This is a genomic window from Xanthomonas cannabis (assembly GCF_040616535.1).
GTDB lineage: Bacteria > Pseudomonadota > Gammaproteobacteria > Xanthomonadales > Xanthomonadaceae > Xanthomonas > Xanthomonas cannabis.
Genome location: NZ_CP136580.1, coordinates 2761910 through 2784694, shown reverse-complemented (window position 1 = coordinate 2784694; position 22785 = coordinate 2761910). Strand labels below are relative to the sequence as shown.

Here is a 22785-nt window from a genome sequence, read left to right as displayed (position 1 = left end):
TGGGATTGGCAAAAGCGCGGTTCCGTGATGACTTCGCACTGGTTTTTCGACATCGACGGCTGCCGCTGCTCTAGCCAATCCCGAATACCGAATCCCCAATCCCGGCCTCAAAGCCACCGAGCGCGCTTGAACAGGCGATACAACACCAGGCACGAGGCGACCACGCCGCCCACCAGTAGCGGGTAGGCGTAGGGTTTGTCGAGCTCGGGCATGTGGGTGAAGTTCATGCCGTACCAGCTGGTGATCAGGGTGGGGGCGGCCAGCAGGGCGGCCCAGGCACCCAGGCGTTTGACGGTCTCGCCTTGCGCCAGCGTCACCATCGACAGATTAACGCTCAGCGCGGTGCCCAGCATTTCGCGCAAGGTGTCGATGGCATCGTTGATGCGCACCGCATGATCGAGCACGTCGCGTAGATAGATGCCGACCTCGTCGTGAATCAGCCCGCCGGGGTTGCGCTTGAGGTGCGAAAGCACATCCTGCAGCGGTGCCACCACCAGGCGCATCTTGTTGAGCTCGCGCTTGAGCTCATACAGGCGCACCACGGTTTCGCGCTTGTAGTTGTCGGCGAAGATATCCTTTTCCAGGCCTTCCAGCGTGTCGCGGAACTCGTCCATGATCGGCAGGTAGTTGTCGACCACGAAATCCAGTACACCGTACAGGCAGAACGAAGCGCCCATGCGCAGCATTGCCGGTTCGCGTTCCACCCGGTGCCGCACCGGTGCATACGACAGCGACGCGCCGTGGCGCACCGTCAACAGAAAGCGTGCGCCCAGAAACGCATGCGTCTCGCCATAGCGGATGCGTTCGTTGACCAGCTGCGCGGTGTTGACCACCACGAACAACGAGTTGCCGTAGCTTTCCGCCTTGGGGCGCTGATGCGCCTTGAGCGCGTCCTCGATCGCCAGATCGTGCAGGCCAAACTCGTCCTGCAACTTGTGCAGCACCGATTCCTGCGGCTCGTACAGCCCGACCCACACACAGCCGTCGGGGCGCTGCAGCACATCGCTGATCTGCTCCAGGCTGATGTCGTGGCGTGTGCCGTCACCGTCGTAATAGGCGCAGGTGATGACGCAGGACGGATTGTCTGGATGACGGCCGTGGGTGTTCATGGGCGCATCCTGGATCAGCGCGTGTGGACAGGCACATCACGCCGGCGCAGGGCGACCGCGAGCGCAGCGTGGATGGGCAACAGGAGCATCACCCACTGCAGGTTGTCCTGGGCCTGGAAGGAGAGCCAGTGGATCACCAACGCCAGCAATGCGCCGGCGGCCACCAGCCATGCCAGCACGTTGAACCAGCGGCCCGGCCGATGGCCCAGCTGCAGCCGGATGCCGCCGAACCACAGCAACACGCACAGCGGATTGACCAGCAGCAGGTTGCGGTTGGCCCACGCGGATTGGTGCGCGGTGAAGCCCCACAGATACACCAGCAGGCCGCCGCCGATGGCGCACAGCAACCAGAACGGCAGTGCCAGCCCGGCCAGCAGACGTTGCCGGCGGCGCAGCGCCAGCACGCCGGCGGCCACCAGCACGCCGGCCAGCAGCCACGGCCACCAATGCCGCTGCTGTTCGGCAGGCTCGGGGGCCACGCGGTGCGGCAGCAGCACCTGGGTGGATTGCACCAACGGCCGGCCGGCGCTGTTGTGCACCTGGGTCAGGCTGTCGGCCAGACGCATCGGCACGAACGCTTCTTCCCAACGTGACAGGGGACGATCGGCGTACGGACCCAGGCCCAGGTCGAAGCCCAGCCACATCCACGGCGCAGGGGAGGCCAGGCGTACCGCTTCGCTGCGGTAGGTATTGCCGCGCGAGCGGCCGGCCAGTTGCGACTTGAGCGTGCCGCCCATGGCACGATCCAGCGCATCGCGCACCATGGTGGCGCAATTGGCTTCGAAGTAATCGTAGTGATACCGCGCGTTTTCCGGCCGGCTACGGACAGCCAGGCCATCGGCAAGCGCGCGTGCCTGCTCGGGCGGCAGATCCAGCCACTGGATGCTGACGCCACGGCCGACGCTGCGGTACTGCGACAGGTCTTCTTCCAGCGGCAGCGCCACCAGGTAGTACATCATTTCGCCACGCGCAAAGCGCGGTACGAAGTCCGGCTCGCTGGGGTCGAAGAAGCCGAAGTTGTAGGAGGTCGCCTGCTGGGTGAGCGGGTCCACCACCACGATGGCGTCATGTCCGAAGCGTTCGAAGAACACTTCGCCGGGCTGCATGGTGACCACGCCCACCCGCGGCGCCGGTGGCTGTGCGTTCTGTGCGAAAGCAAATGGCGCCAGCAGCGACATCAACAGCAGCAGCGCGCAGGCAGCCAGCCATTGCCGGGCGCCACGGCGCGGCGGCGCAGTGGCGGTGCTGCAGGTGGTCTGGTTCAAGCGTCGTCCTGAGGGTCGGGCGGCAGGATGGTGACGTGGAAGGCATGCACGCGGCGCGCATCGGCCTTGGCCACGCGGAACGCAAACCGCCCCAGGGTCAGCTCTTCGCCGGTCTCGGGCAGATGGCCGATCGCATCGGTGACCAGTCCACCGACGGTGTCGTATTCGTCGTCCGGAAATTCGGCGCCGAAGCGCTCGTTGAAGTCCTCGATCGGCGTCAACGCATCGACCACGTAGCGGCCATCGGCCTGGATCGCGATCAGCGAATTCTCTTCCTCGGCGTCGTCGTGCTCGTCGTCGATCTGGCCGACGATCTGTTCCAGCACGTCTTCGATGGTGACCAGGCCGGCGACACCGCCGTACTCGTCCACCACGATCGCCATGTGGTTGCGCGAAAGGCGGAATTCCTTGAGCAGCACGTTGAGCTTCTTGGACTCGGGGATCAGCACCGCCGGGCGCAGCAGTTCGCGCACGTTACCGGGCCCGTTGTCGGCGACCACGCCGCGCAGCAGGTCCTTGGCCAGCAGGATGCCGAGTACTTCGTCCTTGTTCTCGCCGTGCACCGGGAAGCGCGAATGGCCGGATTCGACCACCTGCTTCATCAGGTCGATGAAGCGCGCTTCCACCGGCAGCGAAACCATCTGCGAGCGCGAGATCATCACATCGCCCACGGTGAGCTCGGACACGGAGATCGCGCCTTCCATCATGCGCAAGGTGTCTGCGGCGATGAGACCGTCCTGCTCGGCGGTGCGCAGCAGCGCGACCAGTTCGTCGCGGGTGTGGGGCTCACCGGAGAAGGCCGCGCTCAGGCGTTCGAGCCAGCTGCGGCGTTTTTCGGAGGGTTCTGAGGTGTGGCTACTGTCGTCTTCGGACATCGTGACGGGGAAGGGCACCCGGCAAACCAGGCATTAGCGATCAGTCTAGCAGGAAGCCGCTAACACGCTGTGGATGCGCGGGCAGGTGCCAGGTCTCAGGGCAGGTCCAGGCTGTATCCGCAGCCGACCACGGTCTTGCCGGGGTGCGATTTGACGTTGGTCACGCTCAGCACCACCGATTCGATCATCGCCTCGCCGGTCTTGGGGTTGGTGGTGTCCTCGCTGACCAGCTCGCGGCCGTACATGACCTTTTCGGCGTTATCCACGCCCAGTTCCAGCTGCAGCTGCCTGGCCAGCGGGCGCGGATCGGGCAGGTCCAGGATCGCCACGATGCTGGCGCCGGAAAAGGCGATGTGGTTCGTGCTGTGGCCGAACACGCGGATCGGCGTATTGAGGGTGTATTCGGTCATGAACAGGTTGGACTGATCCAGCGGCGTCCAGCCCAGCGCCACCGCCTTGAGCGGGTCGGCCAGCACCGGCGCCAGCGCGTTGAAATCGCCGATGCGCTGGCGGCACTCGATCAATGCCGGCAGGTCGGGACGCACCGGGGCGGCCTGCGCCCAGCCCGTCGCCGGACTCAGCAACAGCCCCGCGATGGCAATGGCCGCGCGCATCAACGCTCCCCCGCGTAGGGGTCGTCGATGCCCAGATCGGCGAGGATTTCGCGCTCCAGCTGTTCCATCGCATCGGCCTCCTTCTCGTCTTCGTGATCCCAGCCCAGCAGGTGCAGGGTGCCGTGCACGGTCAGGTGCGCATAGTGTGCAGCCAGCGACTTGCCCTGTTCGGCGGCCTCGCGCGCCACCACCGGCGCGCAGATCACCAGATCGCCCAACAGCGGCATCTTGATGCCCTTGGGCAGGCCCTCCGGCAGCTCGGCCGGAAAGCTCAATACATTGGTGGCGTAGTCCTTGCCGCGGTAGTGATGATTGAGCGAGCAGCCTTCCTTCTCGTCGACCACGCGCACCGCCAGATCGGCCTCGCGGATGCGGCCCTTCAGCGCGGCAGCCACCCACTTGCGAAAACTCACCGCCGAGGGCAGTCCGGCGCGTGGCAACGCATAACTGACGGCGACGTCGAGGCGGACGGGTCCACGGGTCATGGCGAGCGCTTCCTGGGCAAAGAGATCAACGAGTGCAGGTGATCAGCAGGAGCACCGTGGGCCCATTGGGCACGCGGTAACTCGAGCTGCCAAGCGGGCCGCGCCCGCAACCGTGATTGTAATCGCGCGCCCGCACGCTTGAAACGAACCCGGGCTGATCGTGCAACCAGACCGCCGCAATGCCGTCTTCGAGCAACTTGCCGATCAGCAACTGGCTGGCGCGGTGCGCATGCGCGACCGGTGAACTTTCGCAACCGCGTGCATCGGTGACGGTGCCCGGCAGATCGAGCAACCAGCGTGCCGAAGGATACCCGGGCACCATCGCCTGCAGCGTTGCGGTGGGAACACTGATGCTGACAGCTTCGGTAGCCAGGGAAATACAAGGAGGCGTCACCTGGCCGGCCGGAATGACATCGCGGTCGACGACCTCTGGCGGTAGCGGCGTCTGGCTGGCGTTGACTGATGCCGGCGTCGCCATTGCAATTGCCAGCATCAGGCCGGCAATTGTCCTGCTCACTCGGGATTGCCCTTGGCAGCGCTTTCCTGCTGATCGCGCTTGTCGTAGGCAGTGACGATGCGTTGCACCAACGGGTGACGCACCACATCGCGCGCTTCGAAGAAGGTGAAGCTGGCGCCTTCGACGTCGCGCAGCACCTCGATGGCATCGCGCAGGCCGGACTTGACGTGCTTGGGCAGGTCGATCTGGGTCAGGTCGCCGGTGACCACGGCAGTAGAGCCAAAACCCAGGCGGGTCAGGAACATCTTCATCTGCTCGATGGTGGTGTTCTGTGCCTCGTCCAGGATCACGTAGGCATCGTTGAGCGTGCGGCCGCGCATGTAGGCCAGCGGTGCGATCTCGATGACGTTCTTCTCCAGCAGCTTGACCACTTTTTCCACGCCAAGCATTTCGTAGAGCGCGTCGTACAGCGGCCGCAGGTACGGGTCCACCTTCTGGCTGAGGTCGCCGGGCAGGAAGCCCAGCTTCTCGCCGGCTTCTACCGCCGGGCGCACCAGGATCAGGCGCTGCACGCGCGACTCGTTCAAGGCTTCCACCGCGCTGGCCACGGCAAGAAAGGTCTTGCCGGTACCGGCCGGGCCGATACCGAAGTTGATGTCGTGGGTGGCGATCGCATGCAGGTATTTGGCCTGGTTGGCGCCCCGGCCACGCACGGTGCCGCGCTTGACCTTGATGGCCACATCCTGCGGCTGGTACGCGCGTTCGGCCACCTGCTCGACATTGGCATCGTTCAAGCGCAGGTGGATGGCGTGGTTGTCGAAGGTGACCGAGGCCGCTTCGTCATACAGCGCGGTCAGCAGCGACTGCGCGGCGGCGATTGCCGGCTCCGGGCCGGTGATGCGGAAGATATTGCCGCGGTTGGCGATCTCAACGCCCAGCTTGAGTTCGATCTGGCGCAGGTGCGCGTCGAATGGGCCGGCAAGATTGGCCAGGCGCTCGGTGTCGTCGGGTTCCAGGGTGAAGTCGCGATAGGCAGGTGAGTTCATGGTCGGATCGGACAGCGCGCGCAGGCGGCGTCGGTAGGGCGGCAGACGAGGGTAGCGCGCGGCATGTGATCCCACCAACAAACCGGACGGCGCAGCGTGGCGGCCTGCGGGCCTGGGATGTTCTCCACAACCGCTGTGGAGTCACGCATCACTAACCTGTGGATAGAGTGCGGCAGCCCTACTGGCACAAGGCCTGGCAGGTGGGTGGTGAAAAAATCGCCAGTGCGCGGGCGGTTGTCCACAAACGATGTGGATCGAATTCGGCAAAGCCTGTGGGTAAGTGCGGCGGCACCTTGTGCAGCAAGGCGCCTCAGATCACCAGGCTCGCGATCAATGTCGGATGCAGGTTTCTGCGCGCGCAGAAAAGTGGGTCAGCTCGCTCGACGGAGGCACTGCTGCAGGCGATGCTGCGGCCGGCAACGCCGACTGCGCTGCCGGAATCGGATCACGCCTCGTCGTCCTTCTTCAGATGAAGGCGGCCGCGCAACGAATTGCTCATCGCCTCGGTGATCAGGACATCGACAAACTGCCCGATCAGCCGCGGATGGCCGGGGAAATTCACCGGGCGCATGTTTTCGCTCTTGCCGGTCAGCTCGTTCGGGTCGCGACGCGACGGGCCTTCCACCAGCACGCGTTGCACGCTGCCGACCATGGACTGCGAAATGCTCGCCGCATGCGTGTTGATGTGCGCCTGCAAGCGGGCAAGGCGCGCCTGCTTGACCGCTTCGGGCGTGTCGTCCTGCAGGTCCGAGGCCGGCGTGCCCGGCCGACGCGAATACACGAACGAAAAGCTTTGATCGAAGCCCACGTCTTCGATCAACTTCATGGTCTTTTCGAAATCCGCTTCGGTCTCGCCGGGGAAGCCGACGATGAAGTCCGAGCTGATCGAGATATCCGGACGCACCGCGCGCAGCTTGCGGATCTTGGATTTGAATTCCAGCGCGGTGTAACCGCGCTTCATCGCCGACAGGATGCGGTCGCTGCCTGCCTGCACCGGCAGATGCAGGTAGTTGGCCAACTGCGGCACGTCGCGATAGGCATCCACCAGCGAATCAGAAAATTCCAGCGGATGCGAGGTGGTGAAGCGGATCCGGCCAATGCCCTCGATCTGCGCAATGGTGCGAATCAACAGCCCCAGGTCGGCGCACTGCGCCGCGTCGCCGGCGTCGGCGCCGTAGGCACCGCGGTAGGCATTGACGTTCTGGCCAAGCAGGTTGATCTCGCGCACGCCTTGCGCGGCCAGCTGCGCCACTTCCACCAGCACGTCCTCGAACGGCCGGCTGACTTCCTCGCCACGTGTGTAAGGCACCACGCAGAACGAGCAATACTTGGAGCAGCCTTCCATGATCGACACGAACGCCGACGGGCCCTCGGCGCGCGGTTCGGGCAGGCGGTCGAACTTTTCGATCTCCGGGAAGCTGATATCCACCTGCGACTTGCCGGACGCGCGCCGTGCACGGATCAGCTCCGGCAGCCGGTGCAGCGTCTGCGGCCCGAACACCAGGTCCACGTACGGCGCACGCTTGACGATGCCATCGCCTTCCTGCGACGCCACGCACCCGCCAACGCCGATGATCACCGGCGTACCGCCGGCCTTGGCGCGGCTTTCCTTGAGCAGCCGCCAGCGCCCCAACTGGCTGAACACCTTCTCCTGCGCCTTCTCGCGGATGGAGCAGGTGTTGACCAGCACCACGTCGGCTTCTTCGGGGTTGTCGGTCAACTCCAGGCCTTCGGCGGCGGCGAGCACGTCGGCCATCTTGGCCGAGTCGTACTCGTTCATCTGGCAACCGTGGGTCTTGATGTACAGCTTGCCGCGCACCACGGCAGGCGCCGCCGGGCGGGCGACCGGCAACGGCAGCAGGGCAGGGGCGTCCACGGCGGTGGCCGCGGGCAGATCGGAAACGGATGTCCCGGGCATGGCGCTTAATCCAGGCGGGTTGAGTGAGCCGCGCAGTTTACCCGCTTGGGCAGGCAGCGTCCGCACCAGGCCGGCCGTCGACTGCTGCGGCGCGGGCCACCGCCGGCCGTGCGGCCATCCGGGCGATGTAGGCACGGGTCGGTGCCGGCGGGTCGATCAGGCCGAATTCCACCATCCAGCCCAGTGCGCCACCCCACAGCACATCGGCTGCGCTGCAGCGCGCACCCAGCAGGTAATCGCCCTGCGCCAGCTGTGCATGGACCACCGCCAGCACAGTATCGGCGTCGGCATAGGGAGAGAGCGAGCGCGGTGGCGCCTCGCGCTTGAGCGCAAGATCCATGATCGCCGGCTCGAAGGCCGAGCCGTAGAACGCCAGCCAGCGCAGGTAGGCGCCACGGTCGGCATCGCCTGGCGCCGGCGACAGCCCGGCTTCCGGATACATCTCTGCCAGGTACTGGTAGATGGCGCCCTGTTCGGTGACCACGCTGCTGCCATGGACGATGGTCGGGATCTTGCCCATCGGGTTGATCGCCAGGAACTCCGGCGAGCGCTGCTGCGCGTGTTCCAGATCGACGAAGCGAACATCGTAGCTGGCGCCCAGCTCTTCCAGCAGCACCAGCACACCGCGCGAGCGCGAACGGGGGTTGTGGAACAGGGTGATATGGCGGGCGTCGGACATTGCGGGCTCCTGGAATGCGGCTGGGTAGTAATGGCTGGTATGCCGATCTTAGGGGGCTGTTGCGGACAGTTTCCGTCCGCAATACGGTGCTGTCATGGCCTCGACCGCTGCCCGTCTGTTGCGACTGCTCTCCCTGCTGCAAGGTGGCCGGCACTGGCCGGGCACGGCCCTGGCCGAACGGCTGGAAGTCCACCCGCGCAGCCTGCGCCGCGACATCGAGCGGTTGCGCGAGCTGGGTTACCCGGTGCATGCCACCTCCGGCAGCGGCGGCGGCTATTCGTTGGGGCAGGGAGCGGCCGCCTTGCCGCTCCTGTTCGAGGAAGAAGAAGCGCTGACCGTGGCGATCGCACTGCGCGCGGCAGCGCCGGCCATCGCCGGGATGGACACGGCCGCCGCACGGGTATTGGCCAAACTGGACCCGTTGCTGCCGCGGCGCAGCCGCCAGCGTGCCAGTGCCGCGCACGCGGCCATGGCCAGCATGCCGCTGGCCGAGAGCGGCACCCTGGTGGACGCGGCGATGCTGGCGCTCCTGGCCGGCGCGTGCCGCGACCGTGCCACGCTGCGGCTGCACTATCGGCGCCACTCCGGTGCGGCCATCGTGCGCTGCGTCGAGCCGGCGCTGCTGGTCAACTACGGCCGGCGCTGGTACCTGCTGGCGTGGGACTGCGAGCGCCAGGACTGGCGCACCCTGCGCGCCGACCGGATCGACCAGGCCATCGCCACCGGCGCCCGGTTCGCCACGCGTGCGCTGCCGGAGGAGCCGCTGCAGCTCCTGCGCAAGGCCATCGGCGAGGCGCCGTTTCCGTGCCGTGTCCGAGTCCGCCTGGCCGGATCGCTGGAAACGCTGGCCGCGCAGATCCCGCCATGGCTGGGCGCGCTGGAAGCCGACGGGGCAGGCCATTGCTGGCTCGGCCTGGGAGCGCCGAGCCTGCCTGCGTTGGCAGCCAACCTGCTGCTGCTCGACTTGCCGTTCGAGGCGATCGCGCCGGCCGAGGTGGGTGCCTCGTTGCGCATTGCCCTGGAGACATTGCAGACGCGACTGGACCGGTTATCGGCCTGAACGCGGACGCCCTTGGCAAGCCCGGGGCAAGCTGGGAAACTCCGCCGCATGAAGGGGATGTCAAGAACGCTGGGGCTGTTGCTTGTCACGTTGTCGGCCGCGCCGGTCAGCGCCGGCACGCTGTACAAGTGCGTCAGCGGCGACGGCATCACCAGCTACCTGAGCAAGCGCCAGAGCGGGGCGACGTGCAGCGTCATCAGCAGCTACACGCCGGACCGTTCAGCGCGGCGCGTGCCGCCAGTGTCATCGCTGGCGGCACCGGGAGTGTCGGCCGGGTCCGCGCGGCCAATTGCCAGCATCAACAGCATCGACAGCGGCGCGCCTGCCACGATCATCAGTCCGCCGCCACGGCGCACTGCCGAGACCGCTGCGGTGGCGGTGCCGCGTCCGCCGGCAGAGCGTGCGACATCGCTCATGCCGCCCGCCGCGCCGGCCGCAGCGGTGAATCCGCGCCGGGTGGTCAGCGGGCAGGTCTATTCCTATATGAAAGACGGCGTGCGCCACTACACCAGCGCACGCCCACGCCAGGTGGCCAGCATCGAAGGGCTGCGCACCATCCACTACAGCTTCATCGAGACCTGCTACGCCTGTGGCGCCAAGCCGGGCGTCAACTTCGGCGCGATCCGGCTCAACACGGCGGCCTACCAGCAGGAGATTGCCTCGGCTGCGCGCGAATTCGGGGTCGAAGAAGCGATCGTGCGCGCCATCATCCATGCCGAGTCGGCCTACAACCCGCTGGCACTCAGTCGCGCCGGAGCGCAGGGGCTGATGCAGCTGATGCCCGGCACCGCGCGTCGCTTCGGTGTCAGCGATGCCTATGATGCATCGCAAAATATTCGCGGCGGCGTGCAATATCTGTCGTGGTTGCTCAAGCGCTTCAACGGCGATCTGACCCTGGCCGCAGCCGGCTACAACGCTGGCGAAGGCGCGGTGGATCGCTACGGCGGTGTGCCGCCCTATAGCGAGACCCAGCGTTATGTCCAACGCGTCGGCCTGCTGGCCGGCCGTTATCGCGGGCAGAACGCAAGCGCCAACTGAGCGCACGTCGCACGCTCACCCTGCGATGCAGCATGGCACGCTGTCGCGTGCCTGCCGATGCTGCGACGCAGTCCGCAGTGTGGGTCGGCGCCGCACCCGTGTCGTGATGCAGTGGCAGTGCGGCGCACTGGCTTCGCGCTGGGCCGCTTGCATATGTGACAACGCTGCGATGCACCTTGGTCTTGCAAGGAGTGCGCAGGGCGCAGCGCGGCCGTCCGCAGCGGCCATTGCATCGCGCAGGTCCGACTGCGTACATTGCATTGTCTGTGCATTAAGCGTTCCGCTACACTGCGGTCGATTCATCACGGCTGGACCCCCCGCCAGCCGTTGGCAGCCTCACGCTACCTAATCAAGATCGGAGAGCCGGATGGCCAACGATGGGGTTAACGCACCTGCCGATACCGGGCGTCGTCGGTTTTTGACCGCGACAACAGCCGTGGTCGGTGCGGTCGGAGCAGGATTTGTCGCAGTTCCGTTCGTGAAGTCGTGGAACCCCAGTGCACGCGCCAAGTTGGCCGGCGCACCGGTGACCGCCGACATCAGCGCCTTGCAGGAAGGGCAACGGCTGGTCCTGGAGTGGCGCGGTCAGCCCATCTGGATCGTCAAACGCTCCAAGGCGATGCTCGACGCATTGCCGTCGCTGGACGGCCGGCTCAAGGACCCCAAGTCCGAGAACAAGGACCAGCAGCCGGAATACGTGCTGAAAAACCCGGAATACCGCTCGATCAAATCCGACATCTCGGTGCTGGTGGGGCTGTGCACGCATCTGGGCTGTTCGCCGGAAATGGTCGCCGAGATCCGCCCCGAGCCCTACGACCCGCAGTGGAAGGGCGGTTACTTCTGCCCCTGCCACAAGTCGCGCTTCGATATGTCCGGCCGCGTCTTCGACGGCGTGCCCGCACCGATCAATCTGCTGGTGCCTCCACACCATTACGTGGACGACAACACCCTGGTGATCGGCGTCGATCCGGATGGTGCCGGTTCGTCGGCGAAAAGCACGGGGGCTGCCTGATGAGCAATATCCTGGTCCGTACTGCCAACGGCGTGTTCGATTGGGTCAACGAACGCGCGCCCGGGCTCATGCCCATGTACCGCAAGCACATCAGCGAGTACTACGCGCCGAAGAACTTCAACCTCTGGTACTACTTCGGCTCGCTGGCCATCGTGGTGCTGGTCAATCAGATCGTCACCGGCATCTTCCTGACGATGCACTACAAGACCAGCGCCGCCGATGCATTCGCCTCGATCGAATACATCATGCGCGACGTAGAGTGGGGCTGGCTGATCCGCTACATGCACAGCACCGGCGCCTCGCTGTTCTTCATCGTGGTGTATCTGCACATGTTCCGCGGCCTGATGTACGGCAGCTACCAGAAGCCGCGCGAGCTGGTGTGGATCCTGGGCATGCTGATCTACCTGGTGCTGATGGCCGAAGCCTTCATGGGCTACGTGTTGCCATGGGGGCAGATGTCGTTCTGGGGCGCGAAGGTCATCATCTCGCTGTTCGGTGCCATTCCGGTCATCGGCAACGGCCTGACCGAATGGATCATGGGCGACTACCTGCCCGGCGATGCCACGCTCAACCGCTTCTTTGCACTGCACGTGATCGCGCTGCCGCTGGTGCTGTTGCTGCTGATCGTGCTGCATATCGGCGCGCTGCATGAAGTGGGTTCCAACAACCCCGATGGCGTGGATATCAAGAAAGGACCGAAGGGCAATCGCTGGGATGCGCACAAGCCCGCCGACGGCATTCCGTTCCATCCTTACTACACGGTCAAGGATCTGGTTGGGGTCGGGTTCCTGCTGCTCATCGCCGCCTTCATCATCTTCTTCGCGCCGGCCTTCGGCGGCCTGTTCCTGGAACACGACAACTTCACCGAGGCCAACCGGCTGGTGACGCCGGAGCACATCAAGCCGGTGTGGTACTACACGCCGTACTACGCCATGTTGCGCGTGGTGCCCAACAAATTGGGCGGTGTGCTGGTGATGTTCTCGGCGATCGCCATCCTGTTCCTGGTGCCGTGGCTGGACCGCGCCAAGGTGCGCTCGGTGCGCTATCGCGGCTGGATTTCCAAGGTGGCGTTGGGCGTGCTGGTGGTGTGCTTCGTGTGGCTGGGCGTGATCGGCTCCGGCCCCGGCACCGACGCCCACGAGACCTATGTCGGGCGGGTGCTGACCTTCCTGTATTTCGCCTTCTTCATCACCATGCCGGTGTGGACGCGGCTGGACAAGACCAAGCCGGTTCCGGAGCGGGTGACCAGCCATGACTAATTCCAACGTGAGGTCATGGACGTCGCGCGTGATCGCGGTGCTGTGCGGTCTGACGCTGGCGGCGGGTGCGGTCGCCGCCGAGGGTGGCAAGGTGCAGCAGGCCGGCAACGACCTGGGCGACCGCGCGTCTCTGCAGCGCGGTGCGCAGCTGTTCATGAATTACTGCTCCGGCTGCCACTCGTTGAAGTACCTGCGTTATTCGCGCATGGCCAGCGATCTTGGTTTGAGCGAAGCGGAGGTCATGAGCAACCTCAACTTCACCGGTGCCAAGATCGGCGAGCACATCGAGGGCACCATGCCGCACGATGCGGCCGCCAAGTGGTTCGGCAAGGCGCCGCCGGACCTGACCTTGATTGCACGCGTGCGCGGTACCGACTGGGTCTACACCTATCTCAAGTCGTTCTATCTGGATCAGACCCGCCCGCTGGGTTGGAACAACCAGTTGTTCCCCAATGCCTCGATGCCCAATCCGTTGTGGGAGCTGCAAGGTCTGCAGCAGGCGCAGTTCGGCCCGGCCGACAAGGCCACCGGCGACAAACCGGTCGAAGCGCTCAAGCTCGGGCAGCCAGGGCGGCAGACGCCGGTGGAGTTCGACCAGACCGTGCGCGATATCGCCAACTTCCTCGAATACGCGGGCGAACCTGCCGCGTTGAAGCGGCAGAGCATGGGCGTGTGGGTGATCCTCTTCCTGGCCCTGCTGACCTTCATCGCCTACCTGCTGAAGAAGGAATACTGGAAGGACGTGCATTGAACGGACCGCACGCGTATTGATCCGGCAGTAAGCAGGCAGCAAGACCAGGCAGCAAGACCAGGCAGCAAAGCCAGGCGGCAAAGCCAGGCGGCAAAGCCAGGCGGCCCCTCTCCCGGCGGCCTGATTAGCGCTGTGTCTCAGCTGGGCGTACGTAGTTGCCGCTCTGTGCGCCTTCCCGCGCTGGCGAAGGCGCTGGCGAGACGCGGCACCATGGCGGCCAGGTCGAAGCGGCGATTGAACCGGTAGGCATGCGCATGCAGGTAGCGCGCGCCGTATTTCGCGAAGTTCACCGCATGGTGGGTGCCGCTAAGGGCGGTTTTGAGATTGCCCAGGATCGTGTTGATCCAACGCAGACGAGGCTGCTGGGCGCCCTTGCGGCCGCCTCCGGTCACGATGGCATCGTGGGTCAGGCCTGCCCAGACCACGCCGGTGAAGGCGGTCAGCCCGTCACTGACCACATGGGTGCCCGGTGCCAGTGCCTGCTGGGCCCAGGTGTGCACGACGCTTCTTCGGAAGCTGGAGACCACATCCAGACGCAGGTAATGCGGGCGCCCGTGCTGCAAGGAAACCGCTGCGATAAACGGCACTTTGTTGCGCCACTGCGGTTCTCCGGGACCACCGGCGCGTTCCCCGCCCAGATAGGCATCATCGATCTGGACCTCCCCCTCAAGCCGGCGTGACTGCTCGCGATCGGCCATCGCCGCCATCACTTTGTGCTTGATCCGCCATGCAGTGCGATAACAGACGCCCAGCTGCCGAGCCAGTTCCAGCGCAGCAATTCCGTTCTTGGCTTGGCTCACCAGATAGATGGCCAGCCACCACACCTGCAAGGGAAGCTTGGTGTCTGCCATCGGCGTGCCGGCGGTCAAGCTGGTCTGTACCCGGCAGCGCGTACATTGCCACAGCTGCTGGCGGCCTCGTTCAAACCGACTGGCATGCGTGTACCCGCACTGCGGACACACGAAGCCATTGGGCCATCTGGCTTGCATCAACGCCTCGACACATTGCGCCTGCGAGCCATAGCGGCTCAGAAAAGCTGGAATCGAAAGCCCCTTCTGGAACTGGATCCGATTGAACGTCATCGTCGTATCTCACTGAAGATCCTGCAGTTCTAAACCCAGGCTGCATCACCAGCTGAGACACAGCGCTAATCAGGTCCCGGCGGGAGAGGGGTTGGGGTGAGGGTACGGCGCGCAAGTGGAGCATGGCGCTCGCGAACAAGCGCACTCAGCCTATCGGTCACCAGCATCCTTCGAGATGCTGCGCGGCACACGCCATTGAACACAGGCACACGATTGCGCAGGCCCAACGCGCCAAGTCGCGCTTGACAGCGCACACAGCTCCTCCACCAGATCTAGGTCCGCGCTCATCGTGCGTGCAGTTGTTGCAGTCGTTGCAGCCCGATCCGTCGACCGGCCATCGCAGCAGCCGACCCGGCCCCGCATCAACACGCTAGCTGGCACATCGAACGTCCTGATCGCGTCATGCAACGGTCAAACAGCATCGATACACGGCACACCGACATCGATGCCCATCCAGCTGCCAGCCTCCGTGGACACTGGGCGAGGCGCACGTCATCGACGCTGGGTCGATCCGTCAGGCCACGCCTTCCATCCCTGACTGACCCGCAACATCACCTGCTGCCCAGGTGTCAATGCGCCCTAGCACTCTTGGCTTTTGCGTGACGTGATTGCACACTCGATAGACCGTGGTGACGGTCGGCGTTGGGCCGGCCGCGCCGATGCGGCCGGCGGATTCCGGTCGTCGGAGAGCCTTGAATGGCGACGAGTGTGCGTATGCGGAATACCTTGACTTTGTTTTCGTCCAACGACGACGTGTTGTGCCACCGGGTCCGTCTGGTCCTGGCGGCGAAAGGGGTGACCTACGACCTGGTTCCGGTCGACCCGCAAAATCCTCCCGAAGATCTGATCGATCTCAATCCCTATCATTCGGTGCCAACCCTGGTCGAGCGCGATCTGGTGCTGTACGCGGCCTCGGTGGTCAGCGAGTACCTGGATGAGCGTTATCCGCATCCGCCACTGATGCCGGTCGATCCGTTGTCGCGCGCGCGCCTGCGCCTGGCGATGCTGCGCATCGAACACGATTGGGTGCCACAGGTGCAGGCGATCCAGCTCGGCAACAAGACCCAGGCCGAAGCCGGCCGCAAGCGTCTGAAGGAGTTGCTGACAGCGTCGGTGCCGCTGTTCAAGGCCAGCAAGTTCTTCCTCAATCCGGAAATGAGTCTGGCCGATTGCGCGATGGCGCCGATCATCTGGCGACTGGATGCGTTGGAGATCGGCCTGCCCAAGGATGGCAAGGCCATCGAGGACTATGGTAACCGGATCTTCCGCAATCCCGGTTTCATTCGCAGCCTCACCGAGCAGGAAAAGAAGCTGCGCGACCTGCCGGGCTGATGCGACGGCTGTATGCCAACAGACCGACTTGCGATCCGCTCGCCGCCGTTGAGGGTCGTGTCCGGGTAAAATGACGCCATGAGCGAAGATTTCCCCCGCATGACCAGCCACCGCCCGTACCTGTTGCGGGCCTTGGTCGAATGGATCAACGACAACGGCATGACGCCGCACGTTCTGGTGGACGCAGGACTGCCTGGCGTGCAGGTGCCGGCAAGTGCCGTCAAGGACGGCCGGGTCGTGTTGAACATCGCCGAGCGTGCCGTCGTCGGCCTGCAGGTCGACAACGACAGCGTGAGTTTCACTGCGCGCTTTGGCGGCGTCAGCTATCCCGTCATGGTGCCGATGGCTGCGGTATTGGCAGTGTATGCACGCGAAACCGGGCAGGGCATGGCGTTGCCCGACGACATCCCCGGCACCAGCAGCGAGCCGCCGGATCCCGGTACACCGCCGCCGAGCGCACCGGCGCCGGACGAGCCACCCAGCGGTGGCAAGCGCCCGCATCTGCGCGTGGTCAAGTAGGCTTGCCGACATGCGTGACGGTCACGTTCCAGTCCCGGTGGAGCGCGTCCGTCACATCGCGCACGATGCAGCGGATGCCTCCGGCACGTGCGGTTGCCCCGAGCAATACGTCGTCTAGCGCGTCATTGAAGGCGCGGCGTGTCTGGTTGCGCGCAGCGACACCGACACGCCCGCTGCCGCGTGCCTCTTCGGCATCCAGAACGACGCCATATCTCGCCTGCTGACGCGTGCCGGGCGTGCGATCGGCTGCGCGCATGCGCGCGGACGCATTGACCGCATCTGCGCGGGGAGACGAGGTAGAGCTGCCCTAATTGAGGGGGAAGCGGAGACGGATATGAGCCACTGCCGGTGAGCCCGCGGCCAATTGGTCGAACCGTTCCGTACGCCGTGCTGGCTGGCGCAATGCGACCGACCGGCACTTGCAGCGCAGCGGGTTCCCGACGCGTCGTCGCGGTGTCAGGTGTCGCTACGTGGGAGGATGCGCGCGGCGATCACGGCGCATCATTCCAGCCGCTCCTGCTCCGGATGTAGCGCCCGCACGGTGGCGACCTGCGGACCGGTAAAGGCGATCAGCTGGTCGCCGCGCAGCACCAGCTTGCCGCTGTGGCGGTCGGCTCCGTCGTAGGAATATTCGAAGCGGAAGGTGCGCTCGAAGCCGAGCCATCCGTTGGGCATTCTGCAGATGCGGATGTTGGTGGAGTGCACGCTCTGATCCAGCCACTGCACATCGGCGGCGCGGCAGGCATTGCGGCCGAGGATGTCGGCACGTTCGGCAGCGGCGCGCGAGGAGTTCCAGAACGCGAACAGCGCTGCGCCGGCAATCATGAAGAGAATGAGACTGGGCATGGCAGCCAATGTGCCATGGCGGGCGGCTGGACGACAATCCAGCGGTGCTGCCGCGTTGCAGGTACGAGGACGCGATGACTTGGACAGCGCGCTTGTCCGCGCGTTCGGCATGAGGTCCTGAAGCCCTTACGCAAGCGATCGACTGTCGGTGCAGGACACAACCGCACTAAACCGTTCACGCCCTTGCGTGGGTCAGGCTTGCATGCACGGCATCGCACCCCCATCCAGTGCAGTCCCGCCGAGTTGAATCCGATCGCCGCGCGGCCGGTTGCCGTGGTGGCGTCGGGCACTGCCCATGCATCCTGTTCTGCAGCAATTCCATCCCGTTGTCGCTGCGTGGTTTGCGCAGACCTTCGCTGCGCCCACGCCTGCGCAGATCGCCGCATGGCCGGCAATCCAGGCCGGGCGGCATACGCTGGTGGCCGCGCCGACCGGCTCGGGCAAGACGCTCACTGCCTTCTTCGCGGCCATCGATGCATTGATCCGCGACGGACTCGAGCATGGCGGGATGCTGCCCGATGAGACCCGTGTGGTCTATGTGTCGCCGCTGAAGGCGTTGTCCAACGATATCCATCTCAATCTGGAGGCGCCGTTGCAGGGCATCCGCGCGGCGCTGGCCGCCAGTGGCCTGCCGGATGTGCCGGTGCGCACGGCGGTGCGTACCGGTGATACGCCGCAACGCGAGCGGGCGCAGGCGCGGCGCGTGCCGCCGCATATCCTGGTGACCACGCCGGAGTCGCTGTACGTGCTGTTGGGGTCGGCCTCCGGCCGCAACGCGCTGCGGCATGTGCGGACCGTCATCGTCGATGAAATTCATGCGGTTGCCGCGGACAAGCGCGGCAGTCACCTGAGCGTGACACTGGAGCGGCTGCAGCGGTTGGCCGAGCGGCCGATCACGCGGGTTGGGCTGTCGGCCACCCAGAAGCCGATCGAGACGGTGGCGCAGTTCCTGGTTGGCGTTGGCGAAGACGGTGCGCCGCCGCCCTGCGAGATCGTGGACATCGGCTACACGCGCGCGCGCGATCTGGCGCTGGGGTTGCCGCCGACCCCGCTGAGCGTGGTGATGTCCAACGACCAATGGCTGCAGGTCTATGCCGAAGTAGCTGCGCTGGCGCAGCAGCATCGCACCACGCTGGTGTTCGTCAACACGCGGCGCATGGCCGAGCGTGCGGCGCGGCATCTGGGCGATCTGCTGGGCAAGCAGCGGGTCGCCGCGCATCACGGCAGTCTGTCGCGCGAGACGCGCCTGCTGGCCGAGCAGCGCCTCAAGGCCGGCGATCTCACCGTGCTGGTGGCGACCGCCTCGCTGGAGCTGGGGCTGGATATCGGCGATGTCGATCTGGTGTGTCAGCTCGGCTCGCCACGCTCGATCGCCACATTCCTGCAGCGTGCCGGCCGCTCCGGGCACAAGGTCGGCGGCACCCCGAAGGCACGGCTGTTTCCGCAGACCCGCGACGAGCTGGTCGAATGCGCTGCCTTGCTGGACAGCGTGCGCTGCGGCGAACTGGATGCCTTGCGCATTCCGCTGGCACCGGTCGATGTGCTTGCGCAGCAGATCGTGGCCGAAGCGGCATGCGAGGACTGGGACGAGGATGCGCTGTTTGCGCTGATGCGCCGCGCCTGGCCATTCGCTCGGCTGAGCCGCGCCACCTTCGACAGCGTGGTGCGGATGCTGTGCGAGGGTTTCAGCACCCGGCTGGGCCCGCGCGCCGGCTATCTGCATCGCGACGCGGTGCATCGTCGGCTGCACGCACGTCGCGGCGCGCGCATGACGGCGCTGACCTCCGGCGGCACCATTCCGGAAACCGGCGATTACAGCGTGGTGCTGGAGCCGCAGGCCGAGAAGATCGGCACGGTGAACGAAGATTTCGCAGTGGAAAGCCTCACCGGCGACGTGTTCCAGCTCGGCAATGCCAGCTACCGCATCCTGCGTGTGGATGCAGGCCGCGTGCGGGTGGAGGATGCCCGGGGGGCGCCACCCAATATTCCGTTCTGGTTGGGCGAGGCGCCCGGCCGCAGCGATGAGTTGTCGGCGGCGGTGTCGCGCCTGCGTGGCGAGATCGCGGCGCGGCTGGACACTGCCCCGCATCAGCGCGCGCGTGACTGGCTGTGCGAGACCTTAGCGCTGTCTGCCGAGGCGGCGCAGCAACTGGTGGACTACCTTGCCCAGGCGTGCACCGCGCTGGGCGCCATGCCCACCCAGCAGTGCCTGGTGATGGAGCGTTTCTTCGATGCCAGCGGCGGCACGCAGTTGGTGATCCATTCGCCGTATGGCAGCCGCATCAACCGCGCCTGGGGCCTGGCACTGCGCAAGCGCTTTTGCCGCACCTTCAACTTCGAGCTGCAGGCCGCAGCGACCGAAGACGCCATCGTGCTGTCGCTGTCCACCAGTCATAGTTTTGCCCTGGAAGAGGTGGCGCGTTACCTGCATTCGTCGTCGGCCGAGCATGTCTTGATCCAGGCACTGCTGGACGCGCCGTTGTTCGGCGTGCGCTGGCGCTGGAACGCCACCAATGCGATGGCGCTGCCGCGGTTCACCGGCGGCAACAAGGTGGCCCCGCAGTTGCAACGCATGAAGTCCGAAGACCTGCTGGCTACCGTATTTCCGGATCAGGTCGCCTGCGCGGAAAACCTGGCAGGCGAGCGCGAGGTGCCGGACCACCCGCTGGTGACCCAGACGCTGGAGGACTGCCTGCATCAGGCGATGGATAGCGAGGGGTGGTTGCAGGTACTGCGCGGGCTGGAATCGGGAGCCATCCGCCTGGTGGCGCGCGATCTGGCCGCACCGTCGCCATTGGCGGCGGAAGCGTTGAACGCGCGTCCGTACGCGTTTCTGGACGATGCGCCGCTGGAAGAGCGGCGCACCCAGGCGGTACAGGGCCGGCGCTACACGCCGCAGAGCAGCGACGATCTGGGGCGCCTGGACCCGCAGGCCATCGCATCGGTCCGCGAAGAAGCGTGGCCGCAACCGCGCGATGCCGAAGAGATGCACGAGGCGCTGGTCGGGCTGGGCGTGCTGCCGGTGGACGAGGCGACCGATGCGCAGTGGCAGGCCTGGTTGACCGCGCTGGCCGCCGCTGGCCGCGCCAGCTGCCTGATCATCGACGCTGCGCCCGCGCTGTGGATCAGCGCCGAGCGCATCGAGTGGTTCATGCCGCTGTATGCAGGCGCCGTGGCGCAACCGCCATTGCAGGTGCCCGCCGATTGCCGGGTGCCCGACTGGGAACGCGACCGTGCAGTACGCGAGCTGTTGCGCGGGCGGCTGTCGGCTGTGGGCCCTGCGCAGGTAGGCGGGCTCGCCGGCGCCCTGCGCCTGCCCGAGGAGGAAATCGCCCTGGCGCTGCTGGCCTTGCAGCGCGAAGGCTATGTCATGGCCGGGCAGTTCAGTGCGCAGGCGGCATCGCAGGAGTGGTGCGAGCGCCACCTGCTGGCGCGCATCCACCGCTACACGCTGGGGCGGTTGCGGCGCGAGATCGAGCCGGTCTCGCAGCGCGACTACGCACGCTTCCTGTTCGAATGGCAGCATCTGGACAGCGCCAGCCGGGTCGCGGGCCCGGATGCGCTGGCGGGCGTGGTGGGGCAGCTGGAAGGGTTCGAAGCGCCGGCCGTGCTGTGGGAAGGCGAGTTGCTGCCGGCGCGCGTGCGCGACTACCAGCCGGCCTGGCTGGACGAACTGTGCACCGCCGGGCGCACCGTGTGGGCGCGCCTGCGGCCCGGCGGCGGGCGCAGCGGCGCCGCGCTACGGGCCACGCCCATCGTGCTGCTGCCGCGGCGTGAGGCGCAACGCTGGAGCGGGTTGGCACGTGCGGCCGACGAGGAACCGCTGGGTTCGCGCGCGCAGCGGGTGGTGGAGGTCCTGCAGCAGCAGGGCGCGCTGTTCTTCGACGAAATTGCCGATGCCGCGCATCTGATGGGCACCGAGCTGGAAGATGCCTTGAGCGAACTGGTGATGCGCGGCCGCGTGCATTGCGACAGTTATGCCGGGCTGCGCGCGCTCCTGGTGCCGGCCTCCAAGCGGCCGTCGGCACTGTCGCGCCAGCGGCGTCGCGCCAGTGCGCTGGGCATCCGCGATGCCGGCCGTTGGGCGCCGGTCCGCGCGCCTGCGGAGTTGCCGCTGGCCGAGGCCGGCGAGCGGCATCAGGAGATGCTCGAACACGTGGCGCGCACGCTGCTGCGCCGCTACGGCGTGGTCTGCTGGCGGCTGCTCGAGCGCGAGGCGGCGTGGTTGCCGCCGTGGCGCGAATTGCTACGCATGTACCAGCGCCTGGAAGCGCGTGGCGAGATCCGTGGTGGCCGCTTCATTGCCGGCCTGTCCGGCGAACAGTTCGCGTTGCCGGAGGCGATTGCCGCACTGCGCCGCGTGCGGGCGCAGGCGCCGCAGCAGCAGTGGGTCTGCGTGAGCGCCAGCGACCCGGCCAATCTGCTGGGCAGCCTGCTGCCCGGCGAACGCGTCGCGCGGGTACCCGGCAACCGCGTGGCCTCGCTCGATGGCCTGCCGATGGCGGTGTGGGCGGCAGACCGTTTCCAGCCACTGCAGGAACTCACGCCGGAACAGTCCGGGCAGGCCTTGCGCCTGCTGCAACGCGGGCCTGGTGCCGCCGAGCCGACGCCGATGGAGCAGTGGCTGGCTCAGTCGCCCGCCACCGGCGCACGGGTGCCGGTGACGCGTGGCAGCGGGCGCGACAGATAGGCACTGTCCGGGACCACCCAGCGCCAGGGCAGGTCGACCGCCTTGCGGATGCCGATGCGCGGCGTCGCCAACGGCACCGACGGGGGCGGCATGCCGTCATCCTCCACCCACAAGCGTGCCGTGGCAGCAGTCAGGTCCAGCCCGTTGTCCGCCGCGGTTACGCCGAAGGCCTGCGCCAGGCGGCCGGGGCCGGTGGTCAACAGCCTGGCCGCCGCGGTGCCACCACGCGCGGCCTGCATGGCCTCCAGCCCGGCCAGCGGCTGCAGTGCGCGGATCAGCACCGCATGCCCGGGGGCACCGCCGCACACGGCGTTGATCGCCCAATGCATGCCGTAGATGAAATACACATACAGGTGCCCGGGGGCGCCGAACATCACCTGCGTGCGCGGGGTCATGCCGCGGAACGAGTGCGCGGCCGGGTCTTCGCTGCCGCAATAGGCCTCGACCTCGGTGATGCGGCCGCGCCGGCCGTCTGCACTGACCAGCACCTTGTTGAGCAGGCGAGGGGCGACCTGGCGCGAATCGTGGGCGTAGAACGTGCGGGGTAATGGTGTGGACGACATGCGGCAAGCCTAGCGGCCGCGCCGTGATGTCCCTGCGGACTGTCCCGGACAGTTGGGCGAGCGGGGGTAGGGGTTTTCCGAATGGAGACGCGCAGGAGCGTCTGACCTGTCACAAAAGCGCATATCCAATCGGCTGAATAGGCGCGGCGGCGGCGCTCGCATCTCAAGCGGGTTTTGCCATCGCC

General features: G+C 66.3%; 21 protein-coding genes. 8 read left to right on the top strand and 13 right to left on the bottom strand.

Features of this window, described 5'->3' with window-relative positions:
• Window positions 1-107: 107 nt before the first annotated feature.
• The 9 genes from RZV17_RS11945 to RZV17_RS11905 form a co-directional block, all read right to left on the bottom strand.
• Complete coding sequence (locus RZV17_RS11945) at window positions 108-1109, bottom strand: magnesium and cobalt transport protein CorA (RefSeq protein WP_039407843.1); 1002 nt, start codon at window positions 1107-1109, stop codon at window positions 108-110.
• A 14-nt stretch (window positions 1110-1123) separates the two neighbouring features.
• Complete coding sequence (locus RZV17_RS11940) at window positions 1124-2374, bottom strand: DUF4105 domain-containing protein (protein WP_104579602.1); 1251 nt, start codon at window positions 2372-2374, stop codon at window positions 1124-1126.
• Window positions 2371-3249: an HlyC/CorC family transporter gene (locus RZV17_RS11935; RefSeq protein ID WP_005989773.1), complete on the bottom strand. Its 879-nt coding sequence runs from the start codon at window positions 3247-3249 to the stop codon at window positions 2371-2373. The genes RZV17_RS11940 and RZV17_RS11935 overlap by 4 nt, the downstream gene beginning before the upstream one ends.
• Window positions 3250-3344: 95 nt before the next feature.
• Window positions 3345-3863, bottom strand: coding sequence for a hypothetical protein (locus RZV17_RS11930; RefSeq protein WP_123137241.1), 519 nt, complete (start codon window positions 3861-3863; stop codon window positions 3345-3347).
• Window positions 3863-4348 (bottom strand): rRNA maturation RNase YbeY, encoded by a 486-nt coding sequence (ybeY, locus tag RZV17_RS11925; protein ID WP_047697745.1) that lies wholly within the window; start codon window positions 4346-4348, stop codon window positions 3863-3865. The genes RZV17_RS11930 and ybeY overlap by 1 nt, the downstream gene beginning before the upstream one ends.
• A 25-nt stretch (window positions 4349-4373) precedes the next feature.
• Window positions 4374-4865 carry a hypothetical protein gene (locus RZV17_RS11920; protein WP_166751139.1) on the bottom strand — a complete coding sequence of 164 codons (492 nt, stop codon included), beginning with the start codon at window positions 4863-4865 and terminating at the stop codon, window positions 4374-4376.
• Entirely contained in the window at window positions 4862-5851 is a 990-nt protein-coding gene (locus RZV17_RS11915) for a PhoH family protein (RefSeq protein WP_123137337.1), read from the bottom strand. The genes RZV17_RS11920 and RZV17_RS11915 overlap by 4 nt, the downstream gene beginning before the upstream one ends.
• A gap of 445 nt (window positions 5852-6296) precedes the next feature.
• Window positions 6297-7769, bottom strand: coding sequence for a tRNA (N6-isopentenyl adenosine(37)-C2)-methylthiotransferase MiaB (gene miaB / locus RZV17_RS11910; protein WP_355603630.1), 1473 nt, complete (start codon window positions 7767-7769; stop codon window positions 6297-6299).
• A gap of 37 nt (window positions 7770-7806) precedes the next feature.
• On the bottom strand, window positions 7807-8448 hold the full coding sequence (locus RZV17_RS11905) for a glutathione S-transferase family protein (RefSeq protein WP_104579608.1): 642 nt from the start codon (window positions 8446-8448) through the stop codon (window positions 7807-7809).
• A gap of 94 nt (window positions 8449-8542) precedes the next feature.
• Here RZV17_RS11905 and RZV17_RS11900 point away from each other — a divergent pair, with 94 nt between their 5' ends.
• The 5 genes from RZV17_RS11900 to RZV17_RS11880 all read left to right on the top strand — a co-directional run bounded on the left by RZV17_RS11900 (window position 8543) and on the right by RZV17_RS11880 (window position 13568).
• Window positions 8543-9508, top strand: coding sequence for a YafY family protein (locus RZV17_RS11900; RefSeq protein ID WP_047697752.1), 966 nt, complete (start codon window positions 8543-8545; stop codon window positions 9506-9508).
• A gap of 48 nt (window positions 9509-9556) precedes the next feature.
• Window positions 9557-10546: a lytic transglycosylase domain-containing protein gene (locus RZV17_RS11895; protein ID WP_184375045.1), complete on the top strand. Its 990-nt coding sequence runs from the start codon at window positions 9557-9559 to the stop codon at window positions 10544-10546.
• 367 nt (window positions 10547-10913) lie between these two features.
• Entirely contained in the window at window positions 10914-11558 is a 645-nt protein-coding gene (gene petA, locus RZV17_RS11890) for a ubiquinol-cytochrome c reductase iron-sulfur subunit (protein ID WP_039407822.1), read from the top strand.
• On the top strand, window positions 11558-12817 hold the full coding sequence (locus RZV17_RS11885; protein ID WP_047697756.1) for a cytochrome bc complex cytochrome b subunit: 1260 nt from the start codon (window positions 11558-11560) through the stop codon (window positions 12815-12817). The genes petA and RZV17_RS11885 overlap by 1 nt, the downstream gene beginning before the upstream one ends.
• Window positions 12810-13568 carry a cytochrome c1 gene (locus RZV17_RS11880; RefSeq protein WP_047697758.1) on the top strand — a complete coding sequence of 253 codons (759 nt, stop codon included), beginning with the start codon at window positions 12810-12812 and terminating at the stop codon, window positions 13566-13568. Before RZV17_RS11885 ends, RZV17_RS11880 begins: the two co-directional genes overlap by 8 nt.
• Window positions 13569-13705: 137 nt before the next feature.
• On the opposite strand, the gene RZV17_RS11875 is transcribed toward RZV17_RS11880, so the two are convergent.
• A complete protein-coding gene (locus RZV17_RS11875; protein WP_355603622.1) occupies window positions 13706-14650 on the bottom strand; it encodes an IS1595 family transposase in 945 nt (314 codons plus the stop codon).
• Window positions 14651-15346: 696 nt separating this feature from the next.
• On the opposite strand from RZV17_RS11875, the gene RZV17_RS11870 reads away from it, so the two are divergent.
• Both RZV17_RS11870 and RZV17_RS11865 read left to right on the top strand, forming a co-directional pair.
• On the top strand, window positions 15347-15982 hold the full coding sequence (locus RZV17_RS11870; RefSeq protein WP_039407816.1) for a glutathione S-transferase N-terminal domain-containing protein: 636 nt from the start codon (window positions 15347-15349) through the stop codon (window positions 15980-15982).
• A gap of 78 nt (window positions 15983-16060) precedes the next feature.
• On the top strand, window positions 16061-16501 hold the full coding sequence (locus RZV17_RS11865) for a ClpXP protease specificity-enhancing factor (RefSeq protein WP_039407814.1): 441 nt from the start codon (window positions 16061-16063) through the stop codon (window positions 16499-16501).
• Here the strand turns inward: RZV17_RS11865 and RZV17_RS11860 are convergent.
• The gene (locus RZV17_RS11860) at window positions 16494-16757 is read right to left on the bottom strand and encodes a hypothetical protein (protein WP_355603619.1); all 264 of its coding nucleotides are present in this window, start codon (window positions 16755-16757) and stop codon (window positions 16494-16496) included. The two genes, RZV17_RS11865 and RZV17_RS11860, sit on opposite strands and share 8 nt — an antisense overlap.
• A gap of 245 nt (window positions 16758-17002) precedes the next feature.
• A complete protein-coding gene (locus RZV17_RS11855) occupies window positions 17003-17347 on the bottom strand; it encodes a DUF3301 domain-containing protein (protein ID WP_010382418.1) in 345 nt (114 codons plus the stop codon).
• A 295-nt stretch (window positions 17348-17642) separates the two neighbouring features.
• On the opposite strand from RZV17_RS11855, the gene RZV17_RS11850 reads away from it, so the two are divergent.
• Entirely contained in the window at window positions 17643-22037 is a 4395-nt protein-coding gene (locus RZV17_RS11850; protein ID WP_355603616.1) for a DEAD/DEAH box helicase, read from the top strand.
• Here the strand turns inward: RZV17_RS11850 and RZV17_RS11845 are convergent.
• Window positions 21977-22600, bottom strand: a complete 624-nt coding sequence (locus RZV17_RS11845; RefSeq protein ID WP_166744448.1) for a DNA-3-methyladenine glycosylase — start codon at window positions 22598-22600, stop codon at window positions 21977-21979. The two genes, RZV17_RS11850 and RZV17_RS11845, sit on opposite strands and share 61 nt — an antisense overlap.
• Between the last annotated feature and the right edge of the window lie 185 nt (window positions 22601-22785).

Coding starts and splice junctions, on each gene's coding strand:
- RZV17_RS11945 (WP_039407843.1), bottom strand. CDS start 1,109: ATGAACACCCACGGCCGTCATCCAGACAATCCGTCCTGCGTCATCACC.
- RZV17_RS11935 (WP_005989773.1), bottom strand. CDS start 3,249: ATGTCCGAAGACGACAGTAGCCACACCTCAGAACCCTCCGAAAAACGC.
- RZV17_RS11930 (WP_123137241.1), bottom strand. CDS start 3,863: ATGCGCGCGGCCATTGCCATCGCGGGGCTGTTGCTGAGTCCGGCGACG.
- ybeY (WP_047697745.1), bottom strand. CDS start 4,348: ATGACCCGTGGACCCGTCCGCCTCGACGTCGCCGTCAGTTATGCGTTG.
- RZV17_RS11915 (WP_123137337.1), bottom strand. CDS start 5,851: ATGAACTCACCTGCCTATCGCGACTTCACCCTGGAACCCGACGACACC.
- miaB (WP_355603630.1), bottom strand. CDS start 7,769: ATGCCCGGGACATCCGTTTCCGATCTGCCCGCGGCCACCGCCGTGGAC.
- RZV17_RS11905 (WP_104579608.1), bottom strand. CDS start 8,448: ATGTCCGACGCCCGCCATATCACCCTGTTCCACAACCCCCGTTCGCGC.
- RZV17_RS11900 (WP_047697752.1), top strand. CDS start 8,543: ATGGCCTCGACCGCTGCCCGTCTGTTGCGACTGCTCTCCCTGCTGCAA.
- RZV17_RS11895 (WP_184375045.1), top strand. CDS start 9,557: ATGAAGGGGATGTCAAGAACGCTGGGGCTGTTGCTTGTCACGTTGTCG.
- petA (WP_039407822.1), top strand. CDS start 10,914: ATGGCCAACGATGGGGTTAACGCACCTGCCGATACCGGGCGTCGTCGG.
- RZV17_RS11885 (WP_047697756.1), top strand. CDS start 11,558: ATGAGCAATATCCTGGTCCGTACTGCCAACGGCGTGTTCGATTGGGTC.
- RZV17_RS11880 (WP_047697758.1), top strand. CDS start 12,810: ATGACTAATTCCAACGTGAGGTCATGGACGTCGCGCGTGATCGCGGTG.
- RZV17_RS11875 (WP_355603622.1), bottom strand. CDS start 14,650: ATGACGTTCAATCGGATCCAGTTCCAGAAGGGGCTTTCGATTCCAGCT.
- RZV17_RS11870 (WP_039407816.1), top strand. CDS start 15,347: ATGGCGACGAGTGTGCGTATGCGGAATACCTTGACTTTGTTTTCGTCC.
- RZV17_RS11865 (WP_039407814.1), top strand. CDS start 16,061: ATGAGCGAAGATTTCCCCCGCATGACCAGCCACCGCCCGTACCTGTTG.
- RZV17_RS11860 (WP_355603619.1), bottom strand. CDS start 16,757: ATGCGCGCAGCCGATCGCACGCCCGGCACGCGTCAGCAGGCGAGATAT.
- RZV17_RS11855 (WP_010382418.1), bottom strand. CDS start 17,347: ATGCCCAGTCTCATTCTCTTCATGATTGCCGGCGCAGCGCTGTTCGCG.
- RZV17_RS11850 (WP_355603616.1), top strand. CDS start 17,643: ATGCATCCTGTTCTGCAGCAATTCCATCCCGTTGTCGCTGCGTGGTTT.
- RZV17_RS11845 (WP_166744448.1), bottom strand. CDS start 22,600: ATGTCGTCCACACCATTACCCCGCACGTTCTACGCCCACGATTCGCGC.